Genomic DNA, 23,514 nt, shown 5'->3' with positions numbered 1-23,514 from the left:
TGGCACTGGCCGCCGTGGCGGCGCCGTTGTCGGCACCGCTGCCGGTGGAGGGCACGCCCGACGAAGAGGCGACGATCGCGCGGCCCATGCAGGAACAGGTACGCGTGCGTGCCGACCTGCTCGATCGCCTGGTCAACCACGCTGGCGAAGTGGCGATCTACCGCTCGCGGCTGGAGCAGCAGCTGGGTGCGTTCCGCGGCGCGATGGCCGAACTGGACCGTACCAACGCGCGTCTGCGCGACCAGCTGCGGCGCCTGGATCTGGAAACCGAGGCGCAGATCGTCGCCCGCTACCAGCGCGAACAGGACCAGACCGAGCAGAGCTTCGATCCGTTGGAACTGGACCGCTTCTCCACGCTGCAACAGCTCAGCCGCGCGCTCAACGAGTCCGCGGCCGACCTGGGCGGCCTGCAGGGTGTGCTCGACGACCTGGCGCGGCAGTACGACGGTCTGCTGCAGCAGCAGTCGCGCGTCAGTTCGGAATTGCAGGACGGGCTGATGCGTGCGCGCATGGTGCCGTTCGACGGCCTGGTGCCGCGGCTGCGGCGCGTGGTGCGCCAGGCCGCCAGCGAGACCGGCAAGCAGGTGCACCTGAGTCTGGAAGGCACCCACGGCGAACTCGACCGCAACGTGCTCGACCGCATGGTCGCGCCGCTGGAACACATGCTGCGCAACTCGGTCGCGCATGGCCTGGAGGCGCCGGAACAGCGGCGTGCCGCGGGCAAGGCGGAGGAGGGCAACATCGCCATCCGCCTGCGCCGCGAGGGATCGGAAATCGTGCTGGAAGTGGCCGACGACGGCGCCGGACTCGACCGCGAGGCGATCCGCCGCCGCGCCGAGCAGCGCGGGCTGATCGCCGCCGACGCGGTGCTGTCCGACGACGAACTGGATGCGCTGATCTTCGCGCCCGGGTTCAGCACCTACGACCAGGTCAGCCAACTGGCCGGCCGCGGCGTGGGCATGGACGTGGTGCGCAACGAAGTGCGCCAGCTCGGCGGCTCGGTGGACATCCACTCGGTGCGCGGCCAGGGCGTCACCTTCACCTTGCGCCTGCCGCAGACCCTGGCGGTGACCCAGGCGGTGTTCGTGCAGATCGGCGAGACCACCTTCGCGGTGCCGGTGGCATCGGTCAGCGGCATCGGCCGCATCGGCCGCGAGCGCTTCGAGGCCGGCACCGGCGGCTACCGCTACAGCGGCGAGGAATACGCGCTGCACGACCTCGGCTCGCTGGTCGGGCAGGCGCCGGCACGGGCCGAAGGTCAGGCGCAGGTGCCGCTGCTGCTGGTGCGCGCGGGCGACCTGCGCGCGGCAGTGGCGATCGACCAGGTGCTCGGCAACCGCGAAATCGTGGTCAAGCCGGTCGGCCTGCAGATCGCCTCGGTGCCCGGCATCTACGGCGCCACCATCACCGGCGACGGCCGCGTGGTGGTGATCCTCGACATCGCCCCGCTGGTGCGCCGCTTCCTGGCGCAGCCGTTGCGGCCGGTGGTGGAGGCTGCGCCGACCGAACAGCGCCGCGTGCCGCTGGTGATGGTGGTCGACGACTCGCTGACCATGCGCAAGGTCACCGGCCGCGTGCTGGAACGGCACAACTTCGACGTGGTGTCGGCGCGCGACGGCGTCGAGGCGCTGGAACGCCTGGAAGAGCGCGTGCCCGACCTGATGTTGCTGGACATCGAGATGCCGCGCATGGACGGCTACGAACTGGCGACCGCGATGCGCGCCGATCCGCGTTACGCCGCCGTGCCGATCGTGATGATCACCTCGCGCAGCGGCGAGAAGCACCGCCAGCGCGCCTTCGAACTGGGCGTGCAGCGCTACCTCGGCAAGCCCTACCAAGAGTTGGATCTGATGCGCAACGTCTACGACCTGCTGGGGATCGCCCGTGTTCGCGAATGACGGCGACGCCACCTCCACGCCGGTCGCATTGCTGGCCCGTCCCGGCAAGGCGCGCGAGCGCCTGCGCGAAGCGCTGCACCTCGTCGGCGCGGCGATCGTGCTGGAGGACGACCCGGGCGCGATCGACGCGCAGACCCTGGCCGATGCCGCCCCCAGCGCGGTGCTGATCGCGCTGGAACCGGCGATCGAGGACGCACTGGAGCGGCTGGATGCGGCGCTGGCGCTGCCCGGCGTCACCGTGATCTTCGACGAGGCCGAACTGGCCGCGCGCCGCGAGGGTTGGGAAGCGCAGCGCTGGGCGCGGCACCTGGCGGCCAAGCTGCAGGGCCATCAGGACGTGCTGCCGCCCGGCCGTGAGACCGAGACCGGCCTGCAGCCGGAGCCGGGCCTGCCGGCGACGCCGGCGCAGCTGCACGAGGACGCGCCGATCGGCCTGCATGTCGACGAAGCCGCCGGCTTCGCCGAGGCCGCGCCGGAAGACGGCATGTATGCCTGGCAGCCGCCGGCGGACGTCGCGCCCGGTTTCGAGGACCTGCAATTCGCACGCGCCGAAGCCGCTGCCAGCGAAGCGTCTGTGCAGCCGGCTGCGCCGCACGTCGATGCGACACCGGCTGCGCCCGCCGCCACACCCGTGGCGCTGCCGGCCAGCGCCTGGTCGCTGGTCGACGACGATGCGCCCCTGCTTGCCGCTGCGCCGCGCGCGTCGCGACACGTCCCGCAGTTCTCCACCGAAGGTCTGTCGCTGGTCGCGCTGGAATCGGAAGAGCCCGCGTCCACGAGCGGTGCCGGTGCAGGCGCCGCCGCGCGCGGTGCGGTGCTGGTGATGGCCGGCATCGGCGGCCCCGACGCGATCCGTCGCCTGCTCGCCGCACTGCCGGAGAACTTCCCGCTGCCGCTGCTGGTGCAGTTGCGCCTGGATGGCGGCCGCTACGGCAACCTGGTCAAGCAGATCGCCCGCGTGTCCGCGCTGCCGGTGCTGCTGGCCGAGGCCGGCGAGCCGGTCGCCCCCGGCAACGTCTACATCCTGCCCGACGACGTCGGCGTGCACGGCACGGCCGGATTGCGCTTCGTCGCCCAGGACGCCGGCGCCTCCGTGGTCGCCGGCCTGCCGGCCGCGCACAGCGCGGTGCTGCTGCTCAGCGGCAGCGACCCACAGCAGGTGGAGGCCGTGCTGGCGCTGGCCGCGCAGGGCGCCTGGGTGGCCGGGCAATCCGGCGACGGCTGCTACGACCCCGCCGCCGGCGCTCAACTGATCCTGCAGGGCCATCCCGGCGGCGATCCGGCGCAACTGGCCCAGGCCTTGACCGCACGGTGGAGCGGCTGAGCGAAGCGGCACACGCCATTCATCGCTGCGCCCGCATCGCGCGTTTTTTCCGCTTTCAGGACGAAGTCACTCCATGAGCAGCTACGCCAGCAACGACGAAATCCGCGGTGTCCTCATCCTGGCCGGCAGCGAGCGCGTGCTGCTGCCCAACGCCACCATCGCCGAAGTGATGTCGCGCGTGCCGGTCGAACCGCTGCCCGACGCACCACACTGGCTGCTTGGCCAGATCGCCTGGTACGGCTGGAAAGTGCCGCTGGTCTCCTTCGCCCGCCTGACCGGCCTGGGCGCCGAGATCGTCGCCGCCAACAACAAGATCGTCGTGCTCAAGGCCCTGGGCGGCAACCCCGACCTGCCGTACGTCGCCCTGCTCACCCAATCCTTCCCGCAACTGATCTCCGTCCCCCGCGACGGCCTGCTCGCCGACGCCTCCGAAGAAACCCTCCCGCCCGGCGTGCACATGCGCGTGCTGCTGGGCGAGCAGAGCGCGTTGCTGCCGGATCTTGAGGCGATCGAAGGGATGGTGGTGGAGCGGTTTGCGGTGGTTTCATAACTTCGAAACTGCTTGCTACACAACGCTGTTGGATTTTTTGCCGACCTTTCTGAAGTCGGCAAACGGTTGGCTGACTGTTGCGAAGAGATATTTTCGCTCCGTCGATTTTTGAATATGCCTCTTGAACTGATGTTCTAATGGAGCTGGATTATGCGTGGATTTTTGCCTTTCCTGTTCAGTATCTTTATGGGCGGGATGTGCTGTCTTGTTCCGCCTTCGGTAGAGGCGCAGGCAGTGGGGCAATATTGTTATCAGTCCTGTTTTGGCTCGTTGGATGAAGCCGAGGCTGAGATGCGTTCGATGCTGCCTTATGGTGCTTATCTTGTACGCGATAAAACGCTCATTACCGAGGGTGCTTCAGCAGCCCCTTCCTATCAAATTTATTACAAGGTAAGGCGTCAGCCGCCTCGTTACATCAGCCCGCCTGGCTATCTGATTGGCGGTGCCGGTAGTGAAGGCACCAATCCAAGTATTTGTGCTGCCAATGGCGAGCCGCTGTTAAAAAGCATGTGTGCCGACGAAAATGAGATGATTAATGGATATCTCAGCTTCTATCGTCATCAATGGCCTGATTGCACGATTTCTGATGCTCGCATAGAAGGTGCTTATGGCGAGCCTTATGTTAAAAGCGAGCCTTACTATAGTGGCATGGGACTACTCAGTTTCGATGCGCCTGGGGGGAAGTGGTTCAAGTTTAATATGTCTTGCCCGGGCTGGAGTGATCCCACTCCTTCTCCGAGTGAGTTGATGCTTGTCAAGGCTCAGGTCTATTCATGTCCTGCCGGCCTTGCGCCGGTCAACGCGTTCAATGCTGCCTACAACACTACAGGAAATCCAGATTTCGTCGCTGAGTATCCTTATCTCTGTCAGAATGGAGATGCGCCGATAATTTATGCTAAGGGTATCGATCAGACCAAGTCTTGTGCAGTCAATGCAAATCCTTGCCTTCCCGCCACTGGCGACAAGTTCAGGCGCGAGGATGATCTTATTTTTGCCGGTAAGCCTTTTCAGCGCTTCTACCACTCACTACAGCAACTTCAGGCGGGATTGGGGATGGCGCCAGGTTGGAGTCATTCATTCTCTGATCTACTTGGCTATCAGGGCACATATTTAACGACCCATGACGGATTTTTTGAGCAATTCAAAGAGGTAGGAGATGGTGAGTATCGAGGCCGCCGTAACGCCAGTGATATGATGTCGCGTTCGCAAAGTGGGACTTGGACGTTAGTAACTGCCGACGGTGAGCGGCGCATCTATAATTCTGAAGGTCGTTTGGCATCGATCAAGTCCAGTGCATCTTCGGCGTTTGATATTGACTTTAAATATTTAAGTGGACGTTTGATTAAGGCCGTAGATGGGCTTGGGCATACCCTGTCTTTTAGTTATCGCAATGAGCTTCTCGATAAAGTGGTATTGGACGATGGGAGTTATGTCAAATACGACTATGATGACGCTCAAAATCTAGTAAGTGTCACCCGTTCTGATGGAAGCGTTCGGGCTTACCGTTACGGAGAGTCAGGGCATGCGCCTGCGGGGCGTGCACACCTGTTGACTGGTATTGAGGAAGATGGCGTTCGGTACGCGACCTTCAGTTATGCAACTGATGGTCGGGTGGCGGGGAGCAGCCTGCATGCAAACGGAGCGGAGGTGGAAACGACCTCCATCACCTACTCTGGCGCCAGTAGCGCACAAGTTTTGCAGCCTAATGGCGCGAGCTATACATATCAGTTCGGGCAAGGCCTTTTCCGCCAGATCGAAGCCATCAGCGGCCCTGATGGGACCAAGGCAATGAGTTTCGATGCAGGGCGGCCCGTCTCCATTACGGATAGGTTGGGGAACTCCACTCAATTCAGCTATCAGGATTCTTTGGATGATCAAGGTGCCTCTTCGAGCACTGTGACTGAGGGGGTTGGTACGTCTTACCAAAGATCTCAAACCCTTACTCGCGACTCGGAGAATCAGGTCGTGGCGCAGCAAGGGAGCGAGGGGAGTGGAACAACGTCTCTTTCTCGTGCAGTTTACGCTGCAGGGCGGGTGACATTCCGTTGTCAGTACGATGTGTCTGTTTCGGCTGCTTCCGCCTATGTCTGCGGTTCGATGGCAAGTGCGCCCGCTGGTGTCCGACAGGTGGCGTATACCTATTGCGCGGATAGCGACCTGGCTGATGGTTCAAGTAATTGTCCGAAGCTGGGACTTCTAAAGCAGGTCGACGGCGCGCGTACCGACGTCAACGACATCACCCGTTTCACCTACTACCCCACCGACGACAGCACCTGCGCCACGTCCCCGACCACCTGCCTGCACCGCAAGGGCGACCTGTGGAAGGTGACCAATGCGCTGGGTCAGGTCACCGAGTACCTGGCCTATGACGGCGCCGGGCGCGTGTTGTCGGCGAAGGACGCCAATGGCGTGGTCACCGACTACACCTATCACCCGCGCGGCTGGCTGACCGCCAGCAAGGTGCGCGGGGCCGACGACAGCAGCGAGAGCGACGATCGCATCACCGCGATCGACTACTGGCCGACTGGCCTGGTCAAGCAGGTGACCCAGCCCGATGGCGCGTTCACCCGCTTCACCTACGATGCGGCGCACCGGCTGACCGATATCGCCGACAACGCCGGCAATACCATCCACTACACCCTGGACAACGCCGGCAACCGATTCAAGGAAGACACCAAGGACGCCTCGGGCACGCTCAAGCGCACGCTCTCGCGGGTGTACAACCAGCTCGGCCAATTGGCGACGCAGGCCACCGCGCAGGGCGATCCGACCGACTTCGGCTACGACGGCAACGGCAACACCAAGACCGTCACCGACGCGCTCGGTCACGTGACCCAGAACGACTACGACCCGCTCAACCGCCTGGCGCGCACGCTGCAGGACGTGGGCGGCATCGCCGCCGAGACCACCTTCGGCTACGACGCCCTGGACAACCTGACCAAGGTCACCGATCCCAAGGGCCTGGACACCACCTACGCCTACAACGGCCTGGGCGACCTGACCAAGCTCACCAGCCCGGACACCGGCAGCACCACGTACACCTACGACAGCGCAGGCAACCGCGCCACCCAGACCGATGCGCGCAACATCAAGACCAGCTACGGCTATGACGCGCTGAACCGGCTGACCCAGGTCACCTATCCGACCACCAGCCTCAACGTCAGCTACACCTACGACGTCAGTCAGACCACCTGCGCCAGCGGCGAGACCTACGCCGTGGGCCGCCTGACCCGGATGCAGGACGGCAGCGGCAGCACCGACTACTGCTACGACCGCTTCGGCGATCTGGTGCGCAAGGTGCAGACCACCAACGGGAAGGTGTTCGTGGTCCGCTACGCGTACACCAAGGCCGGGCAGTTGAGCCGCCTGACCTACCCGGATGGGGCGGTGGTGGACTACGTGCGCAACGCCCAGGGCCAGACCACCGAGGTCGGCGTGACCCCGCCTGGCGGCACCCGTCAGGTGTTGCTGAATCAAGCCACCTATTATCCGTTCGGCCCGGTCGCCGGCTGGACCTACGGCAACGGCCGTCCGATGCAGCGCGTGCTGGACCAGGACTACCGCCCGCTGGCGGTCAACGACACCCGTAGCGATGGCCTGGCGGTGGGCTTCGCCTTCGACCCGGTCGGCAACCTCAGCGCGCTGACCGCGCCCGGCAATACCGCGCCGGTGATCAAACTGGACTACGACCCGCTGGGCCGGCTGACCGCGTTCAAGGATGGTCCGACCGATACGGTGATCGACGGCTACACCTACGATGCCACCGGCAACCGCCTGAGTGCCAAGGTCAACACCGCCACGCAGACCTACAGCTATCCGACCACCAGCCACCGTTTGAGCAGCGTGGCCGGTACCGCACGCAACTATGACGCGGCCGGCAACACCACCGCGATCGGCGGCACGGCCGTGCAGTACGTATACGGCGCCAACGGCCGGCTGACACAGGTCAAGCGCAGTGGCACCACCGTGGCGAACTACGCCTACAACGGCCGTGGCGAGCAGGTACGACGAGTGGGCAAGACCAATACCTACACCCTCTACGACGAGAGCGGTCACTGGCTGGGCGACTACGACAACAACGGCGCCGTCGTGCAGCAGGCGATCTGGCTGGACGATCTGCCGGTCGGCGTGCTGGCAAAGACCACGCTACGCTACGTGCAGCCGGATCACCTGGGCACGCCGCGTGCCGTCATCGACCCGGTCCGCGACGTGGCGATCTGGCGCTGGGACCTGAAGGGCGAGGCTTTCGGCGCCACCGCCCCGGACCAGGATCCGGACAAGGACGGCACGGCCTTCGTGTTCGATATGCGCTTCCCTGGGCAGCGTTACGACGCGCTGAGTGGGCTCAACCAGAACTACTTCCGTGACTACGAGCCGGGTACTGGGCGGTATGTGCAGAGTGATCCGATTGGAATTGACGGAGGGCCTTCAACCTATAGCTATGTAGAGCATGCTCCGCTCGGTTATGTGGATCCCGCCGGATTGGAGCGCGTAATCGTTGTTCCTTGGTGGTGGCCTCCCGGAATTCCGTTTCCTGGTACCGAACGAGTTCCTGAAGGGTACAATTCACGCTCTGATCCGTGGGATCAAGCGACTGCAGCCGATGGTTCAACCGCCCGTGATTGGGGGCGAACGGTTGGGCGTGCTGGACGTAACGGAAGTTGGTGTGTGATTAAATGTAAAGCCGAAGAAAATGGCTCGTCGGGCCGTGGTCGCACTCAAGGTAGTTGTCAATGTCCTAATTTTATCTATGGACTTGGCTTGGGCACTACTGATGCGCAGGCGTGGAATAATGCGTGGGATGCGTCGAATATGAATACCCCGCGTGGTTGCATGAAAAAGCATTGCAGTGGTCTTGCTGGAAGCTGCAGGGGCTGGCAGGGTGGAAAAAGAAAATGACTTCGGAATTTTCTAAATTAAAAAAGCGCGCAGAGCGTGGGGATGTGTCCGCTCAGTCTGCAGTCGCTACTTCTTACGCGTTAGGTGATGGTGTTCGGGCTGATTTAGTGCTTGCTAGATATTGGTACTCACAGGCCGCCGAGCAAGGTGATGCCGAAGCTTGCTTTAATTTTGCAGCAATGATCCTACATGGCGAAGGTGGGACTAAATCAAAGCGTAAAGCTAATGCTCTGATGCGAAAGGCTTCCCTTCTGGGGTCCGGCGACGCCAGTGTTTGGATTGGTGAAACGGCTATGCAGGAATGTAAGGATGAAATTGCCGTTACGTATTTCGCGCGTGCACTGGTTCAAGGCGACATCCGTGGCGCGAGGGGTATTTCTCTATTGCTATCTCGTAGTCGGTTTGGGTCTGCCGGGAAGTGGGGCGATCTCATTGCTCGGGAGTTGAAAAAGGGCGGGGTTAAATTATAATATTTTTGGGATTGTCTTTTTGTTTTCCTGATTTAATGGTGCTCGGGGGTTTTATTTGTCTTTTGATCAGCCATCCTCCCGCCAACGCCAGGCAAAACCCGTTGACGTTTAACATCGTTCACTCAAGGGGAAAGTCATGAAGAATGGATTCATGGCGACCGACTGGCGAGACTGCTACGGCGAGGTCAGGCCTCATAGTCGGTGATCCAGATACGATCACACTGCCACGCAACTTGTTAGACGCTTCACCTCTGCATTCTTTAGTTTGGGCCGCTTTGGTGGGGCATGGCTATTGGTGAGAGCACTGTAGCTGCGAATACTTTTCGGGAGGTAGTCCAGTGGCTGATCTCTATAGATGGACTCATCCTCAGTACTCATAGTCTTCTGATGAGCTGGCTATAGATGATATTGCCGTTGACGGCGGTTCCTGTTCTTTGTCCTGATAGATTTTGGGTGGCTTTAGTTGTATGTTTTTGTGAAAACCGGGATGGCCGTAGTCCCGATAACTACTCTAATGGCGATCAGCAGTCGGCACTAGGTTATGGGCGAGGTGCTACGTTGTCTGAAGCAAAGAGAATGGTTGAAAAGAATGCCAAAGATAACCTTGGTGTAAAATCAACGCACCATGTTCAATGTCGTTGTACAGGGCCTAAAGGAGATGGGATTATTCCGCATGGATAAGGATTCTGAACAATCACTGCTGGCGGATGCCAAGTACCTCATTGGGCTTGGTGAGTGTACTGGCGCTTATGAAAAGCTCGCTGAGCTCGTGGTCAAGGAGAATCCAGAGGCTCTATTTTTATGTTCAACCTTTAGCTCCTCTGCTGACGAGGGCGATAATGACTTTGAAGTAAGGAGTCTAAAATTTTTGGCGAGGTCGGCAGAGCTGGGCTTCGCTCCTGCCATGTATGCTCTTGCTGTGTGTTATGCCACTGGTGATTTAGTTGGTCAGTCCGATAGCCAGGCTGAATATTGGTATAAGGCGGCTGCCGAGAGCGGTAGTGACTCTGCGAAGTTTCATTATGCAATTGCTCTCCTGGATGGTGTGGGTGTGGCTAAGGATACTGCTGCTGGCTTGAGGTTAATGCAAGAGCTTCTAGATTCTGGAAATGTAGAGGCAGAAGGAATTTTTCCTGAAATTAGCGATCGTTTTCCTGGGTTGCTAATAAGAAGGAGCTTAAGTGGCGCGGCACCTCGGAAAATTCATTGATTTTGGTGAGGGATGGTGCCAGAGTTTTTTAATTTTATGCTGAATATTTTGATGCGAATGGCTCGCGGGAATCCTTGTGGTGCTTATTGAATTCCGTGACGATCTTAGGAGTGAAGAGGTGCTGATTATCATGGGGGAATCCAGTGATATGCATGCGCTGAGTGACGCCCTGTACGCATGGGGCGCATGTCCAGACGATACGCTTGTGTCCTCAATGGTGCCCGAATGTGAGGGGGTGGAAATTACGTTGCAGGCACACGACTCATCGTGCGCGTCAACAGCGAGCGATTCTCCTGGCGGGGTCATCTGGCGCATCGGCGAGGATGCTGCCCGTCATCTTGCCGACCTCATCGGCCAACTCTCCCAGCATCCACGGCCAGCGCATCTCTATCTTGATTTTGAGGGCTATGCGAGACCTATCATCATTTCGATGGATGAATACTGATCATCGGGCCTTACATTGGCGATGGAAGCTTTGTGGTTATGAGTGCGAGCGTAGTAAATGAATGGCTAAGATGATTGGAGGCTGCGCTTCCCGCTTTCAGGCAGTTGGCAATGTTCGAGGGTTGCGAGGTAAGCGGGCCTGAGAATTCCGGGATGGATGGCGATACGCCATTGCACATTGTGGCAATGGATGGTGATCTTAAGGTGGTCGAGCTTTTTATCCCGTTCGTAAAAAACATCGACTTCAGGGGCGGCATTGGTTCTTCGCCTCTTCACTATGCTGTCAGAGGGGGCCATCCTGAGGTTGCGGGGCTTCTTTTGAGGCATGGCGCCGATATCAACTTGCAGGACAACTATGGGGACACGCCCTCAAGTCTGATGAAAGGCCAGGCCTGCTTTCACGCAATCCTGCAGGAGCGAGCGGGCCAAGCTACTCCCTGACACCAAGCAGGCCATTCAATCCCATCCAACTCTGCCGCATGATGTAAGGCTAAGCGCACGCCATCCCGCGCGCCCTCCCAACGCCGGAGCCTTCCATGCCGCAACGCCGTCACTTCCTGAAAACCGCCGCCTTCGGTGCCCTGGCCGCCGGGTTGGGCGGTGTGCTGCCGGGCGCACGCGCCGCCGTGGCCAAGGCGCAAGCCAAGGCCGGTGTTGGCCCCCTGCCGCGCGGCGCAGCACGGGTGATTTCCACTTGGGACTTCGGCGTCGCCGCGAACCAAGCTGCTTGGCAGGTGCTGTCGCGCGGCGGCGCGGCGCTGGATGCGGTGGAGGCGGGGGTGCGGGTTCCGGAGGCGGATCCGGACAATCACACGGTGGGGCTGGGCGGGTATCCGGACCGCGATGGGCGGGTCACGCTGGATGCCTGCATCATGGATCACACCGGCGGCTGCGGGTCGGTCGCGGCGCTGGAGGACATTGTGCATGCGATCTCGGTGGCGCGGCGGGTGATGGAGAAGACGCCGCATGTGATGCTGGTCGGCGATGGCGCGCTGCAGTTCGCGCTGTCGCAGGGCTTCGAGCGCACCAAGCTGCTCACGCCCGCGTCGGAACAGGCGTGGAAGGAGTGGCTGAAGACCTCCCACTACGCGCCCGAGGCCAATATCGAGAACCGTGCCTATCGCCGCGGCACGCTGCCCGGCGGCAAGGACAATCACGACACCATCGGCATGCTGGCGCTGGATGCGCACGGCAATCTGTCCGGGGCCTGCACCACCAGCGGCATGGCCTGGAAGATGCACGGTCGGGTCGGCGACAGCCCGATCATCGGGGCGGGGCTGTACGTGGACAACGAGGTGGGCGGGGCGACCTCCACCGGCGTCGGCGAGGAGGTGATCCGCAATGTCGGCAGTTTTGCGGTGGTGGAGATGATGCGGCAGGGCAAGAGTCCGGCCGATGCTTGTCGCGAGGTGGTGATGCGCATCGTACGGCGCAAGCCGGAACTCACCCGCGACCTGCAAGTCGGGTTCCTGGCGATGAACAAGCGCGGCGAGGTCGGTGCGTTCGCGATCCAGCCCGGTTTCAGCTATGCGGTCTGCGATGCGCAGCGGCAGGATCTGCTGCTGCCCGGGCAGAGTCATTTCGCGGCGCCGGCGGCATGAGCGGGAGCGTGCCGATGGGCCTGGAAGTGGCCGCCGATGCGATCGGCTCGGCGCTGGCCGCGCAGGACGGCGGGGCGATGCGGGTGGAGCTGTGTGGCGGCCTGGATGGCGGCGGGCTGACGCCGTCGTTCGGCACGCTGGCGGCGGTGCGCGATCGGTTGCGCATTCCGCTGTACGTGCTGATCCGTCCGCGGGTCGGCGATTTCGTGTTCGACGCGGCGGAAGTGGAAGCGATGCGTCGCGACGTGGAGCAGTGCGTGCGCCTGGGCTGCGACGGCGTGGTGCTCGGCGCGCTGACCGCGGACGGCGAGGTGGACATGGCGACGATGCGCGAGCTGATCGCCGCGGCCGGGCCGCTCGGCGTCACCTTCCATCGCGCCTTTGATGTCAGTGCCGATCCGCGGCGTGCGCTGGAGGATGTGATCGCGCTGGGCTGCGAGCGGCTGCTGACCTCCGGTGCGCGCGAGACCGCGGAAGAGGGCGCCGACCTGATCGCCGAGCTGGTGCAGCAGGCCGGCGCGCGCTTGAGCGTGATGCCGGGGTCTGGCGTCACCGAAGCCAACCTAGCGCAGTTGCGTGCGCGCACCGGCGCGCGCGAGTTCCATGGCTCGGCGCGTGGGCCGCTGGCGTCGCGGGCGACGTCGCTGCATCCGCATGTGCGCAGTCTCGGCGGCGACCGCATGCAGACCGATGTGGCGCGGGTGCGGCGGATGGTGGCGTTGCTGGAGGAGCCGGGACCGGGGACCCGGGACCCGGGGCACGGAAAGGCCCATTTCACAGTCTGATCCGTTCGCCAGGGCAGCGCTCTTGCTCTTGCTTCTCCGGGTCCCGAGCAAGATTCACCTGCCGCCGGCAGGCGCCGTTGACCCAACTCCCAGCCGCTTCGGATCCAGTACCACATGCTTGATCCGCGTGCGCTTCCACGTATAGCTGATGTGCACCTTGCCGTCGCGGGTCTGGATCACCGCCGGGTAGGAGAACTCGTCCTTGGGGCTGTCTTCCAGGGTCAGCACGCGGGTCCAGTGCAGGCCGTCGTCGGACAGGGCGACGGCGAGCACGCCGCGGCCGTCCCACCAGTCCTTGCCGGCCTCGGTCGGGTTGTAGACCAGCAGCGAGCGGCCGTCGGCCAGCACCACGGCGTCGGTGCCGGAATTGGGATTGGCCAGGTCGAGCAGGGTCATCGGTTCCCAGGTGCGGCCGTTGTCGCGCGACCAGGTGCTGAACACGTGGTTCTGCTGGCTGCGGCCCACCGCCTGCAGGCGGCCGTCCTGGTGCAGCAGCACGCTGGGCTGGATCGCACCGATCCTGGCCGGGTCGTTCATCGCCGGGCCACGGGTCCAGTGCGCGCCGTTGTCGTCGGACCATTCCATGTGCGCCACCCAGCCGGCGTCTTCGCTGCTGCTGGGGCTGAGGATGCGGCCGTCGGGGAGCTGCACCGGCTTGTTCTTGATCGGGCCGAGGATGCCGTCGGGCAGGCGCTCGGGCGTGGACCAGTGATGGCCGCCGTCGCTGGACGTGGTCTGCATGCCCCACCAGCGCTTCGGGTCCGGACCCACCTTGTAGAACAGCCGCAGCGGCCCTTGCGCAGGCTGGAACAGCACCGGATTCCAGGTCGGCAACGGCTCGCCCTGCGGCTGCGCGCCGTCGGCCACCCGCTGCGCCGGTTGCCAGCCGTGCGCGTCGCGACGCGCCACCCAGATGGCGACATCGTCGGCGCCCTCGTGGCGGCCGCCGAACCAGGCCGCGAGCAGGCCGTCGCGGGTTTCCACCAGGGTGGAGGCGTGGCACTGCGCAGTCGGCGCCTGCGCGTTGACGAATTCGCTGTAGACGATGGGCGAGGGCGGCACCTGCGGTGGGGCGACGGCGGCCGGACCAGCGATGGCGCGCACCGCGAACAGCGACAGCAACGGAAACAGCGAAGGCGACATCATGTGGTACGGTCCTGGCCCGCAAATTGGGATACCTATTTATCATCAATTAAATACCATATGCTGACACCACCGGTAGCGCCGCCTGCCTGCCCGACCGACGATTGCGCGGAATCGCAATGCCGGACCGTCCGCTCTCTCCGCTCCGCCGGCTGGCCGCATTCGGCCTGACCGTGTGCTGGCCACGCCGCCGCTGCTTGCCGAGAACTTCGCCGACACCGCGTTGTCCGAGTACGGCGACGTGCGCTGGGTCGGCAACGAGGCGGGAATGATCGAGGGCGAGAACCGGAACGCAATCGACCGCCACGGCTACCTGCGCTGGCGCCCGGTCGAGGTGGATACGCCGCTGCACAAGCTGCAGTGGTTCTGGCACCCGAACAGCGACCAGACGCTGAAGAGCGTCGATGAACTGGTGCAGATCTGGGAAGACAGCGTCGGCCGCGGCGGGCAACTGGTGCTGGGCATCGCCCCGGACAAGCGTGGCCTGCCGCCCGAAGCCGACGTCAAGCGGCTGGAGGAAATGGGCCAGGCGCTGCAGGCGCGCTACGGACGCCGACCGCAACTTGGTGCACTCCCGCCTCAAGAACGACGACGGCATCGCTGTGGCGGTGGACGGCGACCGCGATACTTTCTGGAGCGCGCCGGACGGCTCGCATCACGCCACCCGGGAACTGCATTCAAGCAGCCGGTGACCTTCGACACCGCGCTCTCTATGGAATGGCTCAACGACGGCCAACTGGTGCAGAAGTACGCGGTGGAAGTGTTCCGCGACGGCGCCTGGGTCAAGGTGGCGCAGGCACAGGCGATCGGCCACATGAAGATCGACCACTTCCCCGCGGTCACCGCCTCGCGTGTGCGCCTGAACATCCTGTCCAGCGTCGACGCCGCGCATATCCGCGAGTTCCAGCTGTTCAGTGTGGGCGCTGCCGCCGCGCGCTGATCCCTGCCCGCGGCATGCAACCGAAGCCGTGCCGGGCGATGCCGGGTGCGGCTTTTTTCATTGGCGCGATGCGCTGCCTTTTGCGGCGAGAGCGTCGTCGTGCACGCACGGCGGTTCCAGACGGACGGTGGTTCCAGACGCGGCGACGAAGCGCCACTCTCCTCTCCCCCGGGAGAGGGGGCGGGGGTGAGGGTACGGCGCGAGCGTCGCCCCTCCTCGCGATTCGTGATCAACAGTCGACGATGCATGCGTCCGCCCCTGACTCTGCAAGGCATGCCCGTGTTTGGCCGGCGCCGTGACGCAAGCGGCAAGAGCGGACCTGGAGCCGGAGCCTTTTGCGACATCGTCCTCGGTGCTTGGAGCGCGTGTTGTTCGGGCCGAACGCCATAAGGTGTGCGCCGGAGCGAACGGTGGCTACCGCCAGAATGTGGTGTGTTGCCATTGCCCGCATGCAAGGTGCGAGGATTGCCTGGAGTATGTCTACGAATGTGGACAAAACCTGCTGCCTGCTGCGCGGGCTATGCAGGAACTGCGCACTGCAGCCGATCACGATAGGAGTGCGTTGCAACGTCGAGTGGCACAAGCAAAGCATCTGAGGGTGGCTGTCGTCGCTATGTCGTGCGCTGCAGCGCAGCCTTGGTCGCCACCGTTTCGGGGCGTTGCCTCCTCGATGGTGCCGGCCCGCTCGGCTTCTACGCTCGTCGTTGCACGTAGCGATACCGGCTTCGGCCGCCTGATCCGATGCGCAGGGCTCACGGCATCGGCCATTCCTCTCTAAGCAGCGAACCATGACAGTTCCCAACGGCGCCAATGCACAGATCACCGACGCGGCGACGGTGTCCATGCCACCGGCCGCGTCCACCGGCGCCTCTGCCGCGACACCGGCTGCAACAGCGGCCGATCGTGGCGAGCTCGGCGACCCGGCCGGCGCGGCAGCCGCCACATCGCCGCCCGTGTCGCCAACGCCGCCATCCATGCTGAAGACGCTCGACGCACACATGCTCGCGCAGCCCGAGGCGGCAGGGCCGGCCTGCGACGCGCTCAACAGCACGGTCGTGCGGGGCGTACAGCGCAGCGATGCCGAAACCATGGCCTATGCACCGTCGCAGGTTGAGGTCGGCTCGAACATGCGGATCAGACAGGCGCAGGGCCTGGTCGCGCCATCGGCGGCGGTCTATTTCGACGGCGTCAGCAAGACGGCGCTGGCCAGCCAGAGCGTGCTGCTCAAAAACCTGGCCGAGAACAAGTCGGAGCAGGCCGCCGAGGATGCGCTGGGCGTGCTGGTCACCGACGTGCTGGTCGGTGCCGCCGCGGCGGTCGCAGCCGCTGCTGGCGCGCTGGAGGCCGATTCCGCCGGCTTGCCCATCGACAAGATCGACCACAGCATCGCCAAGTAGGCGGACATGGTGCGCGGCCGCAAGTCCGCGTCCACCTAGGCCGTTCGCATCACCGGTTTCACTTCACGCAGGGGAGCACCATGCAAGCCAACCAAGCATCCGATTTCGCCACGCTGCGCCAGCTCACCGAGAGCTGGTTGCGTCGCCCGCTACTTCCTCTCGAGCAGGAGCAACTGCGGCGCTTCGCGTCAGAATCGTCCGCGCCGCCGGTAGCGCCTGCCGCCGAAACGGCCGGTGCGTCGCCGTCGCTGATCGATGCCGAGCGCGAGCGTGTGAAAGGCTTGATCCAGCAGATGCAGCAGACGATGCAGAACAGCAGGGTCGCGCTGGACGGCGCCACCGCGGCCAGCGAAGCGTCGGTGCTCAAGGCGGTCCAGTCGGCCAGTTCGCTAGACCAGCTACCACCGGGCCAGTTACGTCCGCCGCAGAGCGGCGAGGGCGGCAGCAATCACCTGGTGATGGCGCAGATCCCCGATCGCCTGGCCAATCTCGTGCAGGCCGAAGTGCGCGCGTGCTTGGAGCGCGAGTTCGCGGCCCTGGCCCAGCAGATGCAGGCGGTGGTCGAGGCGGCGCGTGCGCAGGGGCTCACCGCGGATGCGCCGGCCGCGGAGCCGGGAGCACCATCGCCGCCTCCCGCTGCCTGAGCCGGGCGTGTGTTTCTCACGCGCATGATGCGCTTTGCGGCGTGGGCCAAGGCCTTGCGCCACGGCGTGCGATGCAAATGGCTGCGTGCCATCAGCGATCCAGCCTGGCGCCACGTCGCGGACGGTAGCTCGTTCGCCGGCCGTACTGGTGGATCGCAGTGGATGGCAGCGGATGCCGCGAGGGGATACATCCCGCAGCGGTAGCAACACGCATCGGCCGAGGTCGCGGCGCATCGTGGCCGATGTTCCCTCGTCGCGCGCACATCGCGGCGAGGCTGGCGAGACAAACGCCGCACACGGTTTCACAGGTTCTGCACTGTCCCGTTTTCAGAGATCGTACGGCGTGGGCCGTACCCCAACCCAGGAGCGAACACATGGCATTTCCCACCGCGGTCAACGACCAGATCACCGATGCGGTCACCCAGTCCAACGTCAAGGTCATCGGCGAAGCGCCGGCCTTCGCGATGGCGTCGATCTACCAGAGCATGGCGCACTCGACGGGTATCCTGTTCGGGAACGCTGTCTCCGCGCAGCAGCAACAGAACACCCTGGCGCAGGCAGTGGCCAACCAGGGCGTCATGCGGATCTACAGCCTCGACTCGACCGCCGCCGCCGCCGCCGCCGCCGGCGCCACCGAGAAGGTCGCGCAGACCGGCGTCTCCGACAACCTCACCAGCCTGCTGACCGTGCTCAACGCGTTCAAGCAGCCGTAGGCCATGCACGCTGACGCCGTCGCAGGACGGCGGTAGCGATGCGGTCTTCTGCCTGACGAGGACCGTTCTAGGGCCTATCCACTGCAGTCAATAACCAGGTCGCCGACGCCGTCACCGTGCCCAACGCCAAGGGTATTGGCGAAGCGCCGTGACAGGCAATGACGTCCCTCGACAAAAGCTTGGCGCATTCGGTAGGCACGCCGTTCGAGAATGCTGTGTCAGCGCCGCTGCTGCCGGCTACGCTGGCGCAGGCGACCTGCCCGGGAGCAATGCAGACGCAGAGCGCAAGCACGACCGCAGGCTCGGTTGAGAAGATCGCCCAGGCTGGTGTTGCCGACAATCTAGCCAGATTGCCGGCGGTGCTGCGGGCGTTCAAGGACAACATGCCGACGCGGGCTTGATGGTCATCGTTGAAGACGTGCTCTGCGACGGCTCAGCGCGACACGCCTTTGTGCTTGAAGGAGCGGCTTCAGCCGCAACGGGCAATCCCGCTCATGCGCGTCGCGGTGGCGGCCGCTCCCCAGGACTTGCGGTGTGTTGGCCAGGGCGCCTGTGGGAGTGACCTCAGTCCCGACGCCTTCCAAGGTCGGTAGTCGGGAGACCTCGTTGATCGCTGACGTCTGCAAATAGGCCTCCCTTCGCGATTGAAGCTCACTAGCGTCGCCGGATCTTGCATCTACAGCGGTGTCGCTATCGACCATCGACGTTCCGCGACGCCACGTCGTGCTTCCTGCCGCGTTGCCGTCGCCTCGTGGTGCGCGCGCCGGTTTTCTTTCGGCGCTTGCCTGAATCAAGTAGCCGTCGCTACACCACGCACGCACTCCAGGGCATCAGCCGGCGCGCGCGCCAGCTCGCGAGTGCGATACGACTCACCCCATTCGCGCAGGCTGATCAGCACCGGCGCGAGTGAGTGGCCGAGCGGCGTCAGCGCATATTCGACCTTGGGCGGCACCTGCGGATAGACGTGGCGCACGATGACGCCGTCCTCCTCGAGTTCGCGCAACTGCAGGGTCAGCATGCGCTGCGTGGCGTTGGGAACCAGGCGCGTCAGTTCCATGAAGCGCTTCTTGCCGGAGAGCAGGTGAAACAGGATCACCGGCTTCCAGACCCCGCCGATCACCGACAGCGTGACTTCGACCGCGCAGCCGCTCTTGCCATCCAGACGTTTCAGACGCATGGTCGTTGTACCTACAAAATTGATAGTACCTGCGAAAATTGTACGTTCTTGCGATGCAGGAAGTGCATCCCGACAATGCCTGCAATGCGGTTTCGCTGCAACTGACGCGGCGCTGCCCCTCGCCACTTTCCCCCCAAGGATGTCGTGCCCATGAGAGCCATCACCCTGCGCCAGCCCGCTGGCCTCGAGAACCTCCGCCTCGTCGATCTGCCCGATCCCGGCCAGCCGGGCCCCGGCGAACTCCGCGTGCGCGTGCATGCCAGCTCGCTCAACTTCCACGACCTGGGCGTGGTGACCGGCCGCATGCCCAGCGCCGACGGCCGCATCCCGATGTCCGACGGCGCCGGCGTGGTCGAGGCGGTGGGCGAGGGCGTGGACGAGTTCGCCGTGGGCGACGCGGTCGTCTCGACCTTCTTCCCGACCTGGCTGGATGGCGGCCCGACCATCGCCGATTTCGCCACCGTGCCCGGCGATGGCGTCGACGGCTATGCACGCGAATACGTCGTTCGCCCGGCGCACTGGTTCACGCACGCCCCGCGCGGCTACAGCCACGCCGAAGCGGCGACGTTGACGACCGCCGGGCTCACCGCCTGGCGCGCACTGGTGGTGGACGCGCACCTGAAGGCCGGCGACACCGTGCTGGTGCTCGGCACCGGCGGCGTGTCGATCTTCGCCCTGCAGTTCGCCAAGCACATGGGCGCCACGGTGATCGCCACCTCGTCGTCCGACGAGAAGCTGGCGCGTGCGCAGGCGCTGGGCGCCGATTTCACCATCAACTACCGCCGTGACACCGACTGGGCGGCCAAGGTGCTCGATTACACCAACGGCCGCGGCGTCGACGTGGTGATCGAAGTGGGCGGCCCCGACACGCTGGGCCAATCCATCAAGGCCTGCCGCATCGGCGGCCACATCGCCCTGATCGGCGTACTCACCGGCATTGCCGGCCAGGTGCCGACGGTGACGCTGATGCAACGCCACCAGACCCTGCAGGGCCTGATCGTCGGCAGCCGCCGCCACCAGCGCGACATGGTCCGCGCCCTCGACGCGACCAGCATCAAACCGGTGGTCGACCAGACCTTCGCGCTGGAAGACATCGCCGATGCGTTTGCGCATCAGGCGGCGGGGAAGCATTTTGGGAAGCTGTGCTTGTCGATTTGAATTGGGTGGGTAGAGGAGAAGGCGATTAGCGATAAATGCCTTCGCAGTGACCTGGTAGCTGTTAGATGGCGCGCCTTGGTCAATGACTAGGGGGCTCTGTTGTGATCTAAATTCACGCGCGCCGCTGCCATCAGGAGCAATGCGTGACATTCAGCGACAGCGTTGCTTAGCGCATCTCTTCGTCCGGTGTCACATTGCATGGAGCGGCGCAAGCGCTACTAAGAAGAGAGGTTTCGAGAGACAGATCGTGACCAGCGGCGGGGCGATTCGAAGCAAGACTAAGCGTTGTTCCTGACGGGAAGCGTAGGATAGTGTGCCGTTGACTATGTCATCGACTTACGACAGTCGGTCTTCTTCTGGCCTCCCCGCGTAGATCGCTTCTACATCGCTGTTGTTTGGGTGCGTGGATATTCGAGCATGTGAGCCTCCTTGGCGCTTCCCTTTAACAATGTTGCTAAAGGCGTCGCTGGAGCTTTGTAGCTGTACACGGTCACCAAAATGACTCGAAAACGTAAAGCATTGGCGTCGTGCGGATTTCTTCCTGAAGGTCTAAGCGCGCTATCCACTGTTTATTTCCTATTTTTGCAATTCCCATTGACATCGATCTGGTCTATGGCCTAGTGTTCTGTGCTGAAAAATCTTGAGGTTCGCGCGATGTATTGGGAGGTCGCGTGAGGGGCGGGTTGTACCGGGGGTTACTGTTTTTCGATTTTTAAGCCGATCTCGTCATGTTTTTCTATATTTGGGGCTGACGTGAAAAATTATTTTTTTATAATTTTGGCTATTGCAGCCTTGCTCGTGGGTTTGGTGATATCTGGTTCCTTTAAAAAAGGCAAGGAACTTTTTGATTTGACCGAAAGAAAGGTGGTAGTTCCATCTAGTGTTGAATCAAAGGAAGGGGCAAGGAGTAATGGTGCTGAATCTGTTGCTGCCAGATCACGGTCAGCAGAATATCTTCTTAGGTTCGAAGATGTAAAAAATAGAGCGTTGCAGGGAGATTCCGCAGCTCAGCTGGAATTGTCGCGAATTTATGATCGCTGTTTTCCAGTCAATATCTCTCGCGAGAAATATCTGTCCAGTGTTGATGCAATGGCTGCTCAAGCTGGTGGAGCCGCAGCAGCCATGAAAGCAACCGCCAAGCGTATTGCCGATGATTGCACTTTGATTGAAGGCGGTTCTCCGATTCCACTCGATGCGCAAAAAGAATGGCTGATGGCATCTGCGGCCTCCGGAAATTTGGCTGCAAAAATCAGAATTCAAGTTAGATATCCAGGTGAAGCAAAAGAGAGTGTTTCCAATTTATTGACGGCAGCGGTTGGCAAGAAGGATCCGGAGGCGATATTTGAGCTCTCGGATTTGTTGGTGACTCAATCGTCTGACGCAAATTTAGGGCCTTTTGAAGCCGTCGCTGGTGACGAAACTTCCGCTTATGCCTGGGGGATCGTTGCGTGTCAGATGGGTGCGGATTGTGGAGCTGGGTCTGCAGTGGTTGATGGATACTGCTTGAGTGGTGCCTGCGCGTCGAATTACGAGCAATTGGTTCGTAACAACTTGTTGCCAAAAGGGGAAGGTGAGAAGTTAAATAAAAAAATAGATTACATAAGGTCCATGATTGAGCGTAAATAAACCACAAGGAGTTTGGTGTGCTTACTTCAAAGTCTCGTTGGATGCTGGCACTTCTGCTGTTGATGAGTTTCGTGGCGATTGCTGCGGTTGTGACAATTGACTCCAGGAACGCTCCTTATAATTCTGTGGGAGCCGCTCAAAACGTAGGTGAGAGTGATATTCCAGAAGTGCGCCAAGCTGGGATGTTGGCGTTGGTCGGAATGTATCGTGTGACTAAAGGTATTACTTCGCTGCCCAATGGTTCCGTCGTTACGGTGATCTGGAGTGACGGTTCCCGTGAAAAGGCGACCATCGTTTGTCAAAATGGTACTCCTTGTGTGCAGCCCATTCCTGGCACTCTAAAAGATGGTCCCGGTGGTGGTGAGGGCGGAGGTGCTGGAGGCGGCGGTGGTAGTGGTGCCGGGGGCGGAGGCAGCGCAGGCGGCGGAGGAAGTGTGACTGTCGGTCCTTCTATCCCTATTAAAAATAACTAGCAGCGAGTTCTAGCGAACGAGGTTTAATTCAGTGGCTGCCACTGACAAAGTGGCAGCCTTTTCATTTTTTGGGTGCCCTTTGTTGCAGCAAGCTTCGGAACTGTGGAAGGGTGTGGCTTAAGATGGAGCGTCTATCAATCAGCGAATCCCGCTGCTTTAGCGAGTATGGTGTAAGGCTTGCCGCACCAAACAGTCACTTTTCGCTTTCCCGCCCCGCACCTCGTTCGATTGCGTATCGCACTACCCGCTTGGCTTCTTCCACCGCGTCTTCTGTCTGCACCCACGTCACGCTCTTGCGTGGGACTGGCAATCTGACAATCTGGCAATCGTCTCACTCTATACGGCGTCGATGCCCCGGGCGATGAGCTGGGAATCTTCTACATAGAGCGTTCCGCCGATGCCGAGCTGCGCACGCGCGTATTCGAGTTCCTCTATGACAACGAGATGACCTTGGATGGCGACGTGCGCCAGCTCCGGATGGCCTGGTCGGCATCGCCGTCCCCACCGAAGCTCCAGACGAACTCCTGCACCATCAGCCTGTGAAGCGACTGCAGATCGCGTTGCGCCGCTGCCCGATGCACGGCGGCGATGGCCGCGCTGGCGTTCTTCGGGAGCTTGGGATGCGGCGCACTGGCTAGAGCGCCGATCGGCGACAACAGGGCGAAGCAGAGGGCGGCTTTCAGGATCTTCATGGGAGTCGCGCCGTGTGTCGTCAGGGTTTCGCGAGCGCAGCGCCGAACTTCCCGCATTCCGTGCGGGCCTGCCGATGGCCTTGTGGCGCGTTGAGCGCGGCACAGGCGTCGCAGAAGCGTATCAAGTGAATGGTCTGCCAGAGCCCGTATGCCATGAAGCCGACGGTAGCGGCCAGGAAAAGAGGCGGCGCGTCAGCCACCCAGAAGAAGACCAGCAGCATCACATCGGTGGCGATGCTGCCAACAATGAACACCCGCCGCTTCAGCGGCGCATTCTTGTTGAAGGTGAAGAACGCCAGCGCCGCAAGCCCGATCGCGTCCCAGAAGCCGAAGAGGTAGGGATAGAGTTCGTTCAACTGTTGGGGCGTGA

At 62.5% G+C, this 23,514-nt stretch carries 22 protein-coding genes; 18 read left to right on the top strand and 4 right to left on the bottom strand.

The window, feature by feature from the left end; translation table 11 throughout:
- From D183_RS23695 to D183_RS0101050, 10 genes are all read left to right on the top strand, one after another.
- Positions 1 to 1,898: response regulator (locus D183_RS23695; RefSeq protein ID WP_039725788.1), on the top strand; the 1,898-nt coding region annotated here is incomplete at its 5' end.
- Entirely contained in the window at positions 1,885 to 3,222 is a 1,338-nt protein-coding gene (locus D183_RS0101075; RefSeq protein ID WP_017907350.1) for a chemotaxis protein CheB, read from the top strand. The genes D183_RS23695 and D183_RS0101075, both read left to right, overlap by 14 nt.
- Before the next feature lie 73 nt (positions 3,223 to 3,295).
- On the top strand, positions 3,296 to 3,772 hold the full coding sequence (locus tag D183_RS0101070; protein ID WP_017907349.1) for a chemotaxis protein CheW: 477 nt from the start codon (positions 3,296 to 3,298) through the stop codon (positions 3,770 to 3,772).
- A 150-nt stretch (positions 3,773 to 3,922) separates the two neighbouring features.
- Positions 3,923 to 8,671 carry an RHS repeat-associated core domain-containing protein gene (locus D183_RS27875; protein ID WP_232757178.1) on the top strand — a complete coding sequence of 1,583 codons (4,749 nt, stop codon included), beginning with the start codon at positions 3,923 to 3,925 and terminating at the stop codon, positions 8,669 to 8,671.
- Positions 8,668 to 9,141, top strand: a complete 474-nt coding sequence (locus D183_RS26130; RefSeq protein WP_081613228.1) for a tetratricopeptide repeat protein — start codon at positions 8,668 to 8,670, stop codon at positions 9,139 to 9,141. The genes D183_RS27875 and D183_RS26130 overlap by 4 nt, the downstream gene beginning before the upstream one ends.
- 625 nt (positions 9,142 to 9,766) lie before the next feature.
- Positions 9,767 to 10,351, top strand: a complete 585-nt coding sequence (locus D183_RS26125) for a tetratricopeptide repeat protein (protein ID WP_081613227.1) — start codon at positions 9,767 to 9,769, stop codon at positions 10,349 to 10,351.
- A gap of 79 nt (positions 10,352 to 10,430) precedes the next feature.
- Positions 10,431 to 10,796: a hypothetical protein gene (locus D183_RS27180; RefSeq protein WP_157835133.1), complete on the top strand. Its 366-nt coding sequence runs from the start codon at positions 10,431 to 10,433 to the stop codon at positions 10,794 to 10,796.
- 74 nt (positions 10,797 to 10,870) lie between these two features.
- Positions 10,871 to 11,236: an ankyrin repeat domain-containing protein gene (locus tag D183_RS26120; RefSeq protein WP_255325516.1), complete on the top strand. Its 366-nt coding sequence runs from the start codon at positions 10,871 to 10,873 to the stop codon at positions 11,234 to 11,236.
- 95 nt (positions 11,237 to 11,331) lie between these two features.
- The gene (locus D183_RS0101055) at positions 11,332 to 12,396 is read left to right on the top strand and encodes a N(4)-(beta-N-acetylglucosaminyl)-L-asparaginase (protein WP_017907346.1); all 1,065 of its coding nucleotides are present in this window, start codon (positions 11,332 to 11,334) and stop codon (positions 12,394 to 12,396) included.
- Positions 12,397 to 12,410: 14 nt separating this feature from the next.
- A complete protein-coding gene (locus D183_RS0101050; RefSeq protein WP_017907345.1) occupies positions 12,411 to 13,181 on the top strand; it encodes a copper homeostasis protein CutC in 771 nt (256 codons plus the stop codon).
- Between the two features lie 54 nt (positions 13,182 to 13,235).
- Here D183_RS0101050 and D183_RS0101045 read toward each other — a convergent pair whose 3' ends face one another.
- Positions 13,236 to 14,327: a sialidase family protein gene (locus D183_RS0101045; protein ID WP_017907344.1), complete on the bottom strand. Its 1,092-nt coding sequence runs from the start codon at positions 14,325 to 14,327 to the stop codon at positions 13,236 to 13,238.
- Positions 14,328 to 14,499: 172 nt separating this feature from the next.
- On the opposite strand from D183_RS0101045, the gene D183_RS23690 reads away from it, so the two are divergent.
- The 5 genes from D183_RS23690 to D183_RS0101020 all read left to right on the top strand — a co-directional run bounded on the left by D183_RS23690 (position 14,500) and on the right by D183_RS0101020 (position 18,419).
- Positions 14,500 to 15,264, top strand: coding sequence for an alpha-L-fucosidase (locus D183_RS23690; protein ID WP_232757177.1), 765 nt, complete (start codon positions 14,500 to 14,502; stop codon positions 15,262 to 15,264).
- Between the two features lie 836 nt (positions 15,265 to 16,100).
- Positions 16,101 to 16,661, top strand: a complete 561-nt coding sequence (locus D183_RS0101035; RefSeq protein WP_232757176.1) for a hypothetical protein — start codon at positions 16,101 to 16,103, stop codon at positions 16,659 to 16,661.
- Between the two features lie 80 nt (positions 16,662 to 16,741).
- Positions 16,742 to 17,305, top strand: a complete 564-nt coding sequence (locus D183_RS0101030) for a hypothetical protein (RefSeq protein WP_017907342.1) — start codon at positions 16,742 to 16,744, stop codon at positions 17,303 to 17,305.
- Between the two features lie 374 nt (positions 17,306 to 17,679).
- Positions 17,680 to 18,018 (top strand): RebB family R body protein, encoded by a 339-nt coding sequence (locus D183_RS0101025; protein WP_017907341.1) that lies wholly within the window; start codon positions 17,680 to 17,682, stop codon positions 18,016 to 18,018.
- Positions 18,019 to 18,176: 158 nt separating this feature from the next.
- The gene (locus D183_RS0101020) at positions 18,177 to 18,419 is read left to right on the top strand and encodes a hypothetical protein (protein WP_017907340.1); all 243 of its coding nucleotides are present in this window, start codon (positions 18,177 to 18,179) and stop codon (positions 18,417 to 18,419) included.
- A gap of 389 nt (positions 18,420 to 18,808) precedes the next feature.
- Here D183_RS0101020 and D183_RS0101015 read toward each other — a convergent pair whose 3' ends face one another.
- A complete protein-coding gene (locus tag D183_RS0101015) occupies positions 18,809 to 19,195 on the bottom strand; it encodes a winged helix-turn-helix transcriptional regulator (RefSeq protein ID WP_017907339.1) in 387 nt (128 codons plus the stop codon).
- A gap of 150 nt (positions 19,196 to 19,345) precedes the next feature.
- On the opposite strand from D183_RS0101015, the gene D183_RS0101010 reads away from it, so the two are divergent.
- The 3 genes from D183_RS0101010 (at position 19,346) to D183_RS27170 (ending at position 22,452) form a co-directional block, all read left to right on the top strand.
- On the top strand, positions 19,346 to 20,353 hold the full coding sequence (locus D183_RS0101010) for a zinc-dependent alcohol dehydrogenase family protein (RefSeq protein WP_017907338.1): 1,008 nt from the start codon (positions 19,346 to 19,348) through the stop codon (positions 20,351 to 20,353).
- 753 nt (positions 20,354 to 21,106) lie between these two features.
- On the top strand, positions 21,107 to 21,979 hold the full coding sequence (locus D183_RS27175) for a hypothetical protein (RefSeq protein ID WP_157835132.1): 873 nt from the start codon (positions 21,107 to 21,109) through the stop codon (positions 21,977 to 21,979).
- Positions 21,980 to 22,020: 41 nt separating this feature from the next.
- Entirely contained in the window at positions 22,021 to 22,452 is a 432-nt protein-coding gene (locus tag D183_RS27170) for a hypothetical protein (RefSeq protein WP_157835131.1), read from the top strand.
- A 431-nt stretch (positions 22,453 to 22,883) separates the two neighbouring features.
- On the opposite strand, the gene D183_RS0101000 is transcribed toward D183_RS27170, so the two are convergent.
- Both D183_RS0101000 and D183_RS0100995 read right to left on the bottom strand, forming a co-directional pair.
- Positions 22,884 to 23,144: a hypothetical protein gene (locus tag D183_RS0101000; protein WP_017907336.1), complete on the bottom strand. Its 261-nt coding sequence runs from the start codon at positions 23,142 to 23,144 to the stop codon at positions 22,884 to 22,886.
- Positions 23,145 to 23,164: 20 nt separating this feature from the next.
- The gene (locus tag D183_RS0100995) at positions 23,165 to 23,500 is read right to left on the bottom strand and encodes a hypothetical protein (protein ID WP_017907335.1); all 336 of its coding nucleotides are present in this window, start codon (positions 23,498 to 23,500) and stop codon (positions 23,165 to 23,167) included.
- Between the last annotated feature and the right edge of the window lie 14 nt (positions 23,501 to 23,514).

Source organism: Xanthomonas sp. SHU 199, assembly GCF_000364665.1.
GTDB lineage: Bacteria > Pseudomonadota > Gammaproteobacteria > Xanthomonadales > Xanthomonadaceae > Xanthomonas_A > Xanthomonas_A sontii.
This window is presented reverse-complemented; position numbering and strand designations above follow the sequence as displayed.

Bases quoted from the DNA above. Each gene is read 5' to 3' on its own strand.
- D183_RS0101070 (WP_017907349.1), top strand. From the start codon at position 3,296: ATGAGCAGCTACGCCAGCAACGACGAAATCCGCGGTGTCCTCATCCTG.
- D183_RS27875 (WP_232757178.1), top strand. From the start codon at position 3,923: ATGCGTGGATTTTTGCCTTTCCTGTTCAGTATCTTTATGGGCGGGATG.
- D183_RS26130 (WP_081613228.1), top strand. From the start codon at position 8,668: ATGACTTCGGAATTTTCTAAATTAAAAAAGCGCGCAGAGCGTGGGGAT.
- D183_RS26125 (WP_081613227.1), top strand. From the start codon at position 9,767: ATGTTCAATGTCGTTGTACAGGGCCTAAAGGAGATGGGATTATTCCGC.
- D183_RS0101055 (WP_017907346.1), top strand. From the start codon at position 11,332: ATGCCGCAACGCCGTCACTTCCTGAAAACCGCCGCCTTCGGTGCCCTG.
- D183_RS0101050 (WP_017907345.1), top strand. From the start codon at position 12,411: ATGGGCCTGGAAGTGGCCGCCGATGCGATCGGCTCGGCGCTGGCCGCG.
- D183_RS0101045 (WP_017907344.1), bottom strand. From the start codon at position 14,327: ATGATGTCGCCTTCGCTGTTTCCGTTGCTGTCGCTGTTCGCGGTGCGC.
- D183_RS0101030 (WP_017907342.1), top strand. From the start codon at position 16,742: ATGCAAGCCAACCAAGCATCCGATTTCGCCACGCTGCGCCAGCTCACC.
- D183_RS0101025 (WP_017907341.1), top strand. From the start codon at position 17,680: ATGGCATTTCCCACCGCGGTCAACGACCAGATCACCGATGCGGTCACC.
- D183_RS0101020 (WP_017907340.1), top strand. From the start codon at position 18,177: ATGACGTCCCTCGACAAAAGCTTGGCGCATTCGGTAGGCACGCCGTTC.
- D183_RS0101015 (WP_017907339.1), bottom strand. From the start codon at position 19,195: ATGCGTCTGAAACGTCTGGATGGCAAGAGCGGCTGCGCGGTCGAAGTC.
- D183_RS0101010 (WP_017907338.1), top strand. From the start codon at position 19,346: ATGAGAGCCATCACCCTGCGCCAGCCCGCTGGCCTCGAGAACCTCCGC.
- D183_RS27170 (WP_157835131.1), top strand. From the start codon at position 22,021: ATGCTGGCACTTCTGCTGTTGATGAGTTTCGTGGCGATTGCTGCGGTT.
- D183_RS0101000 (WP_017907336.1), bottom strand. From the start codon at position 23,144: ATGAAGATCCTGAAAGCCGCCCTCTGCTTCGCCCTGTTGTCGCCGATC.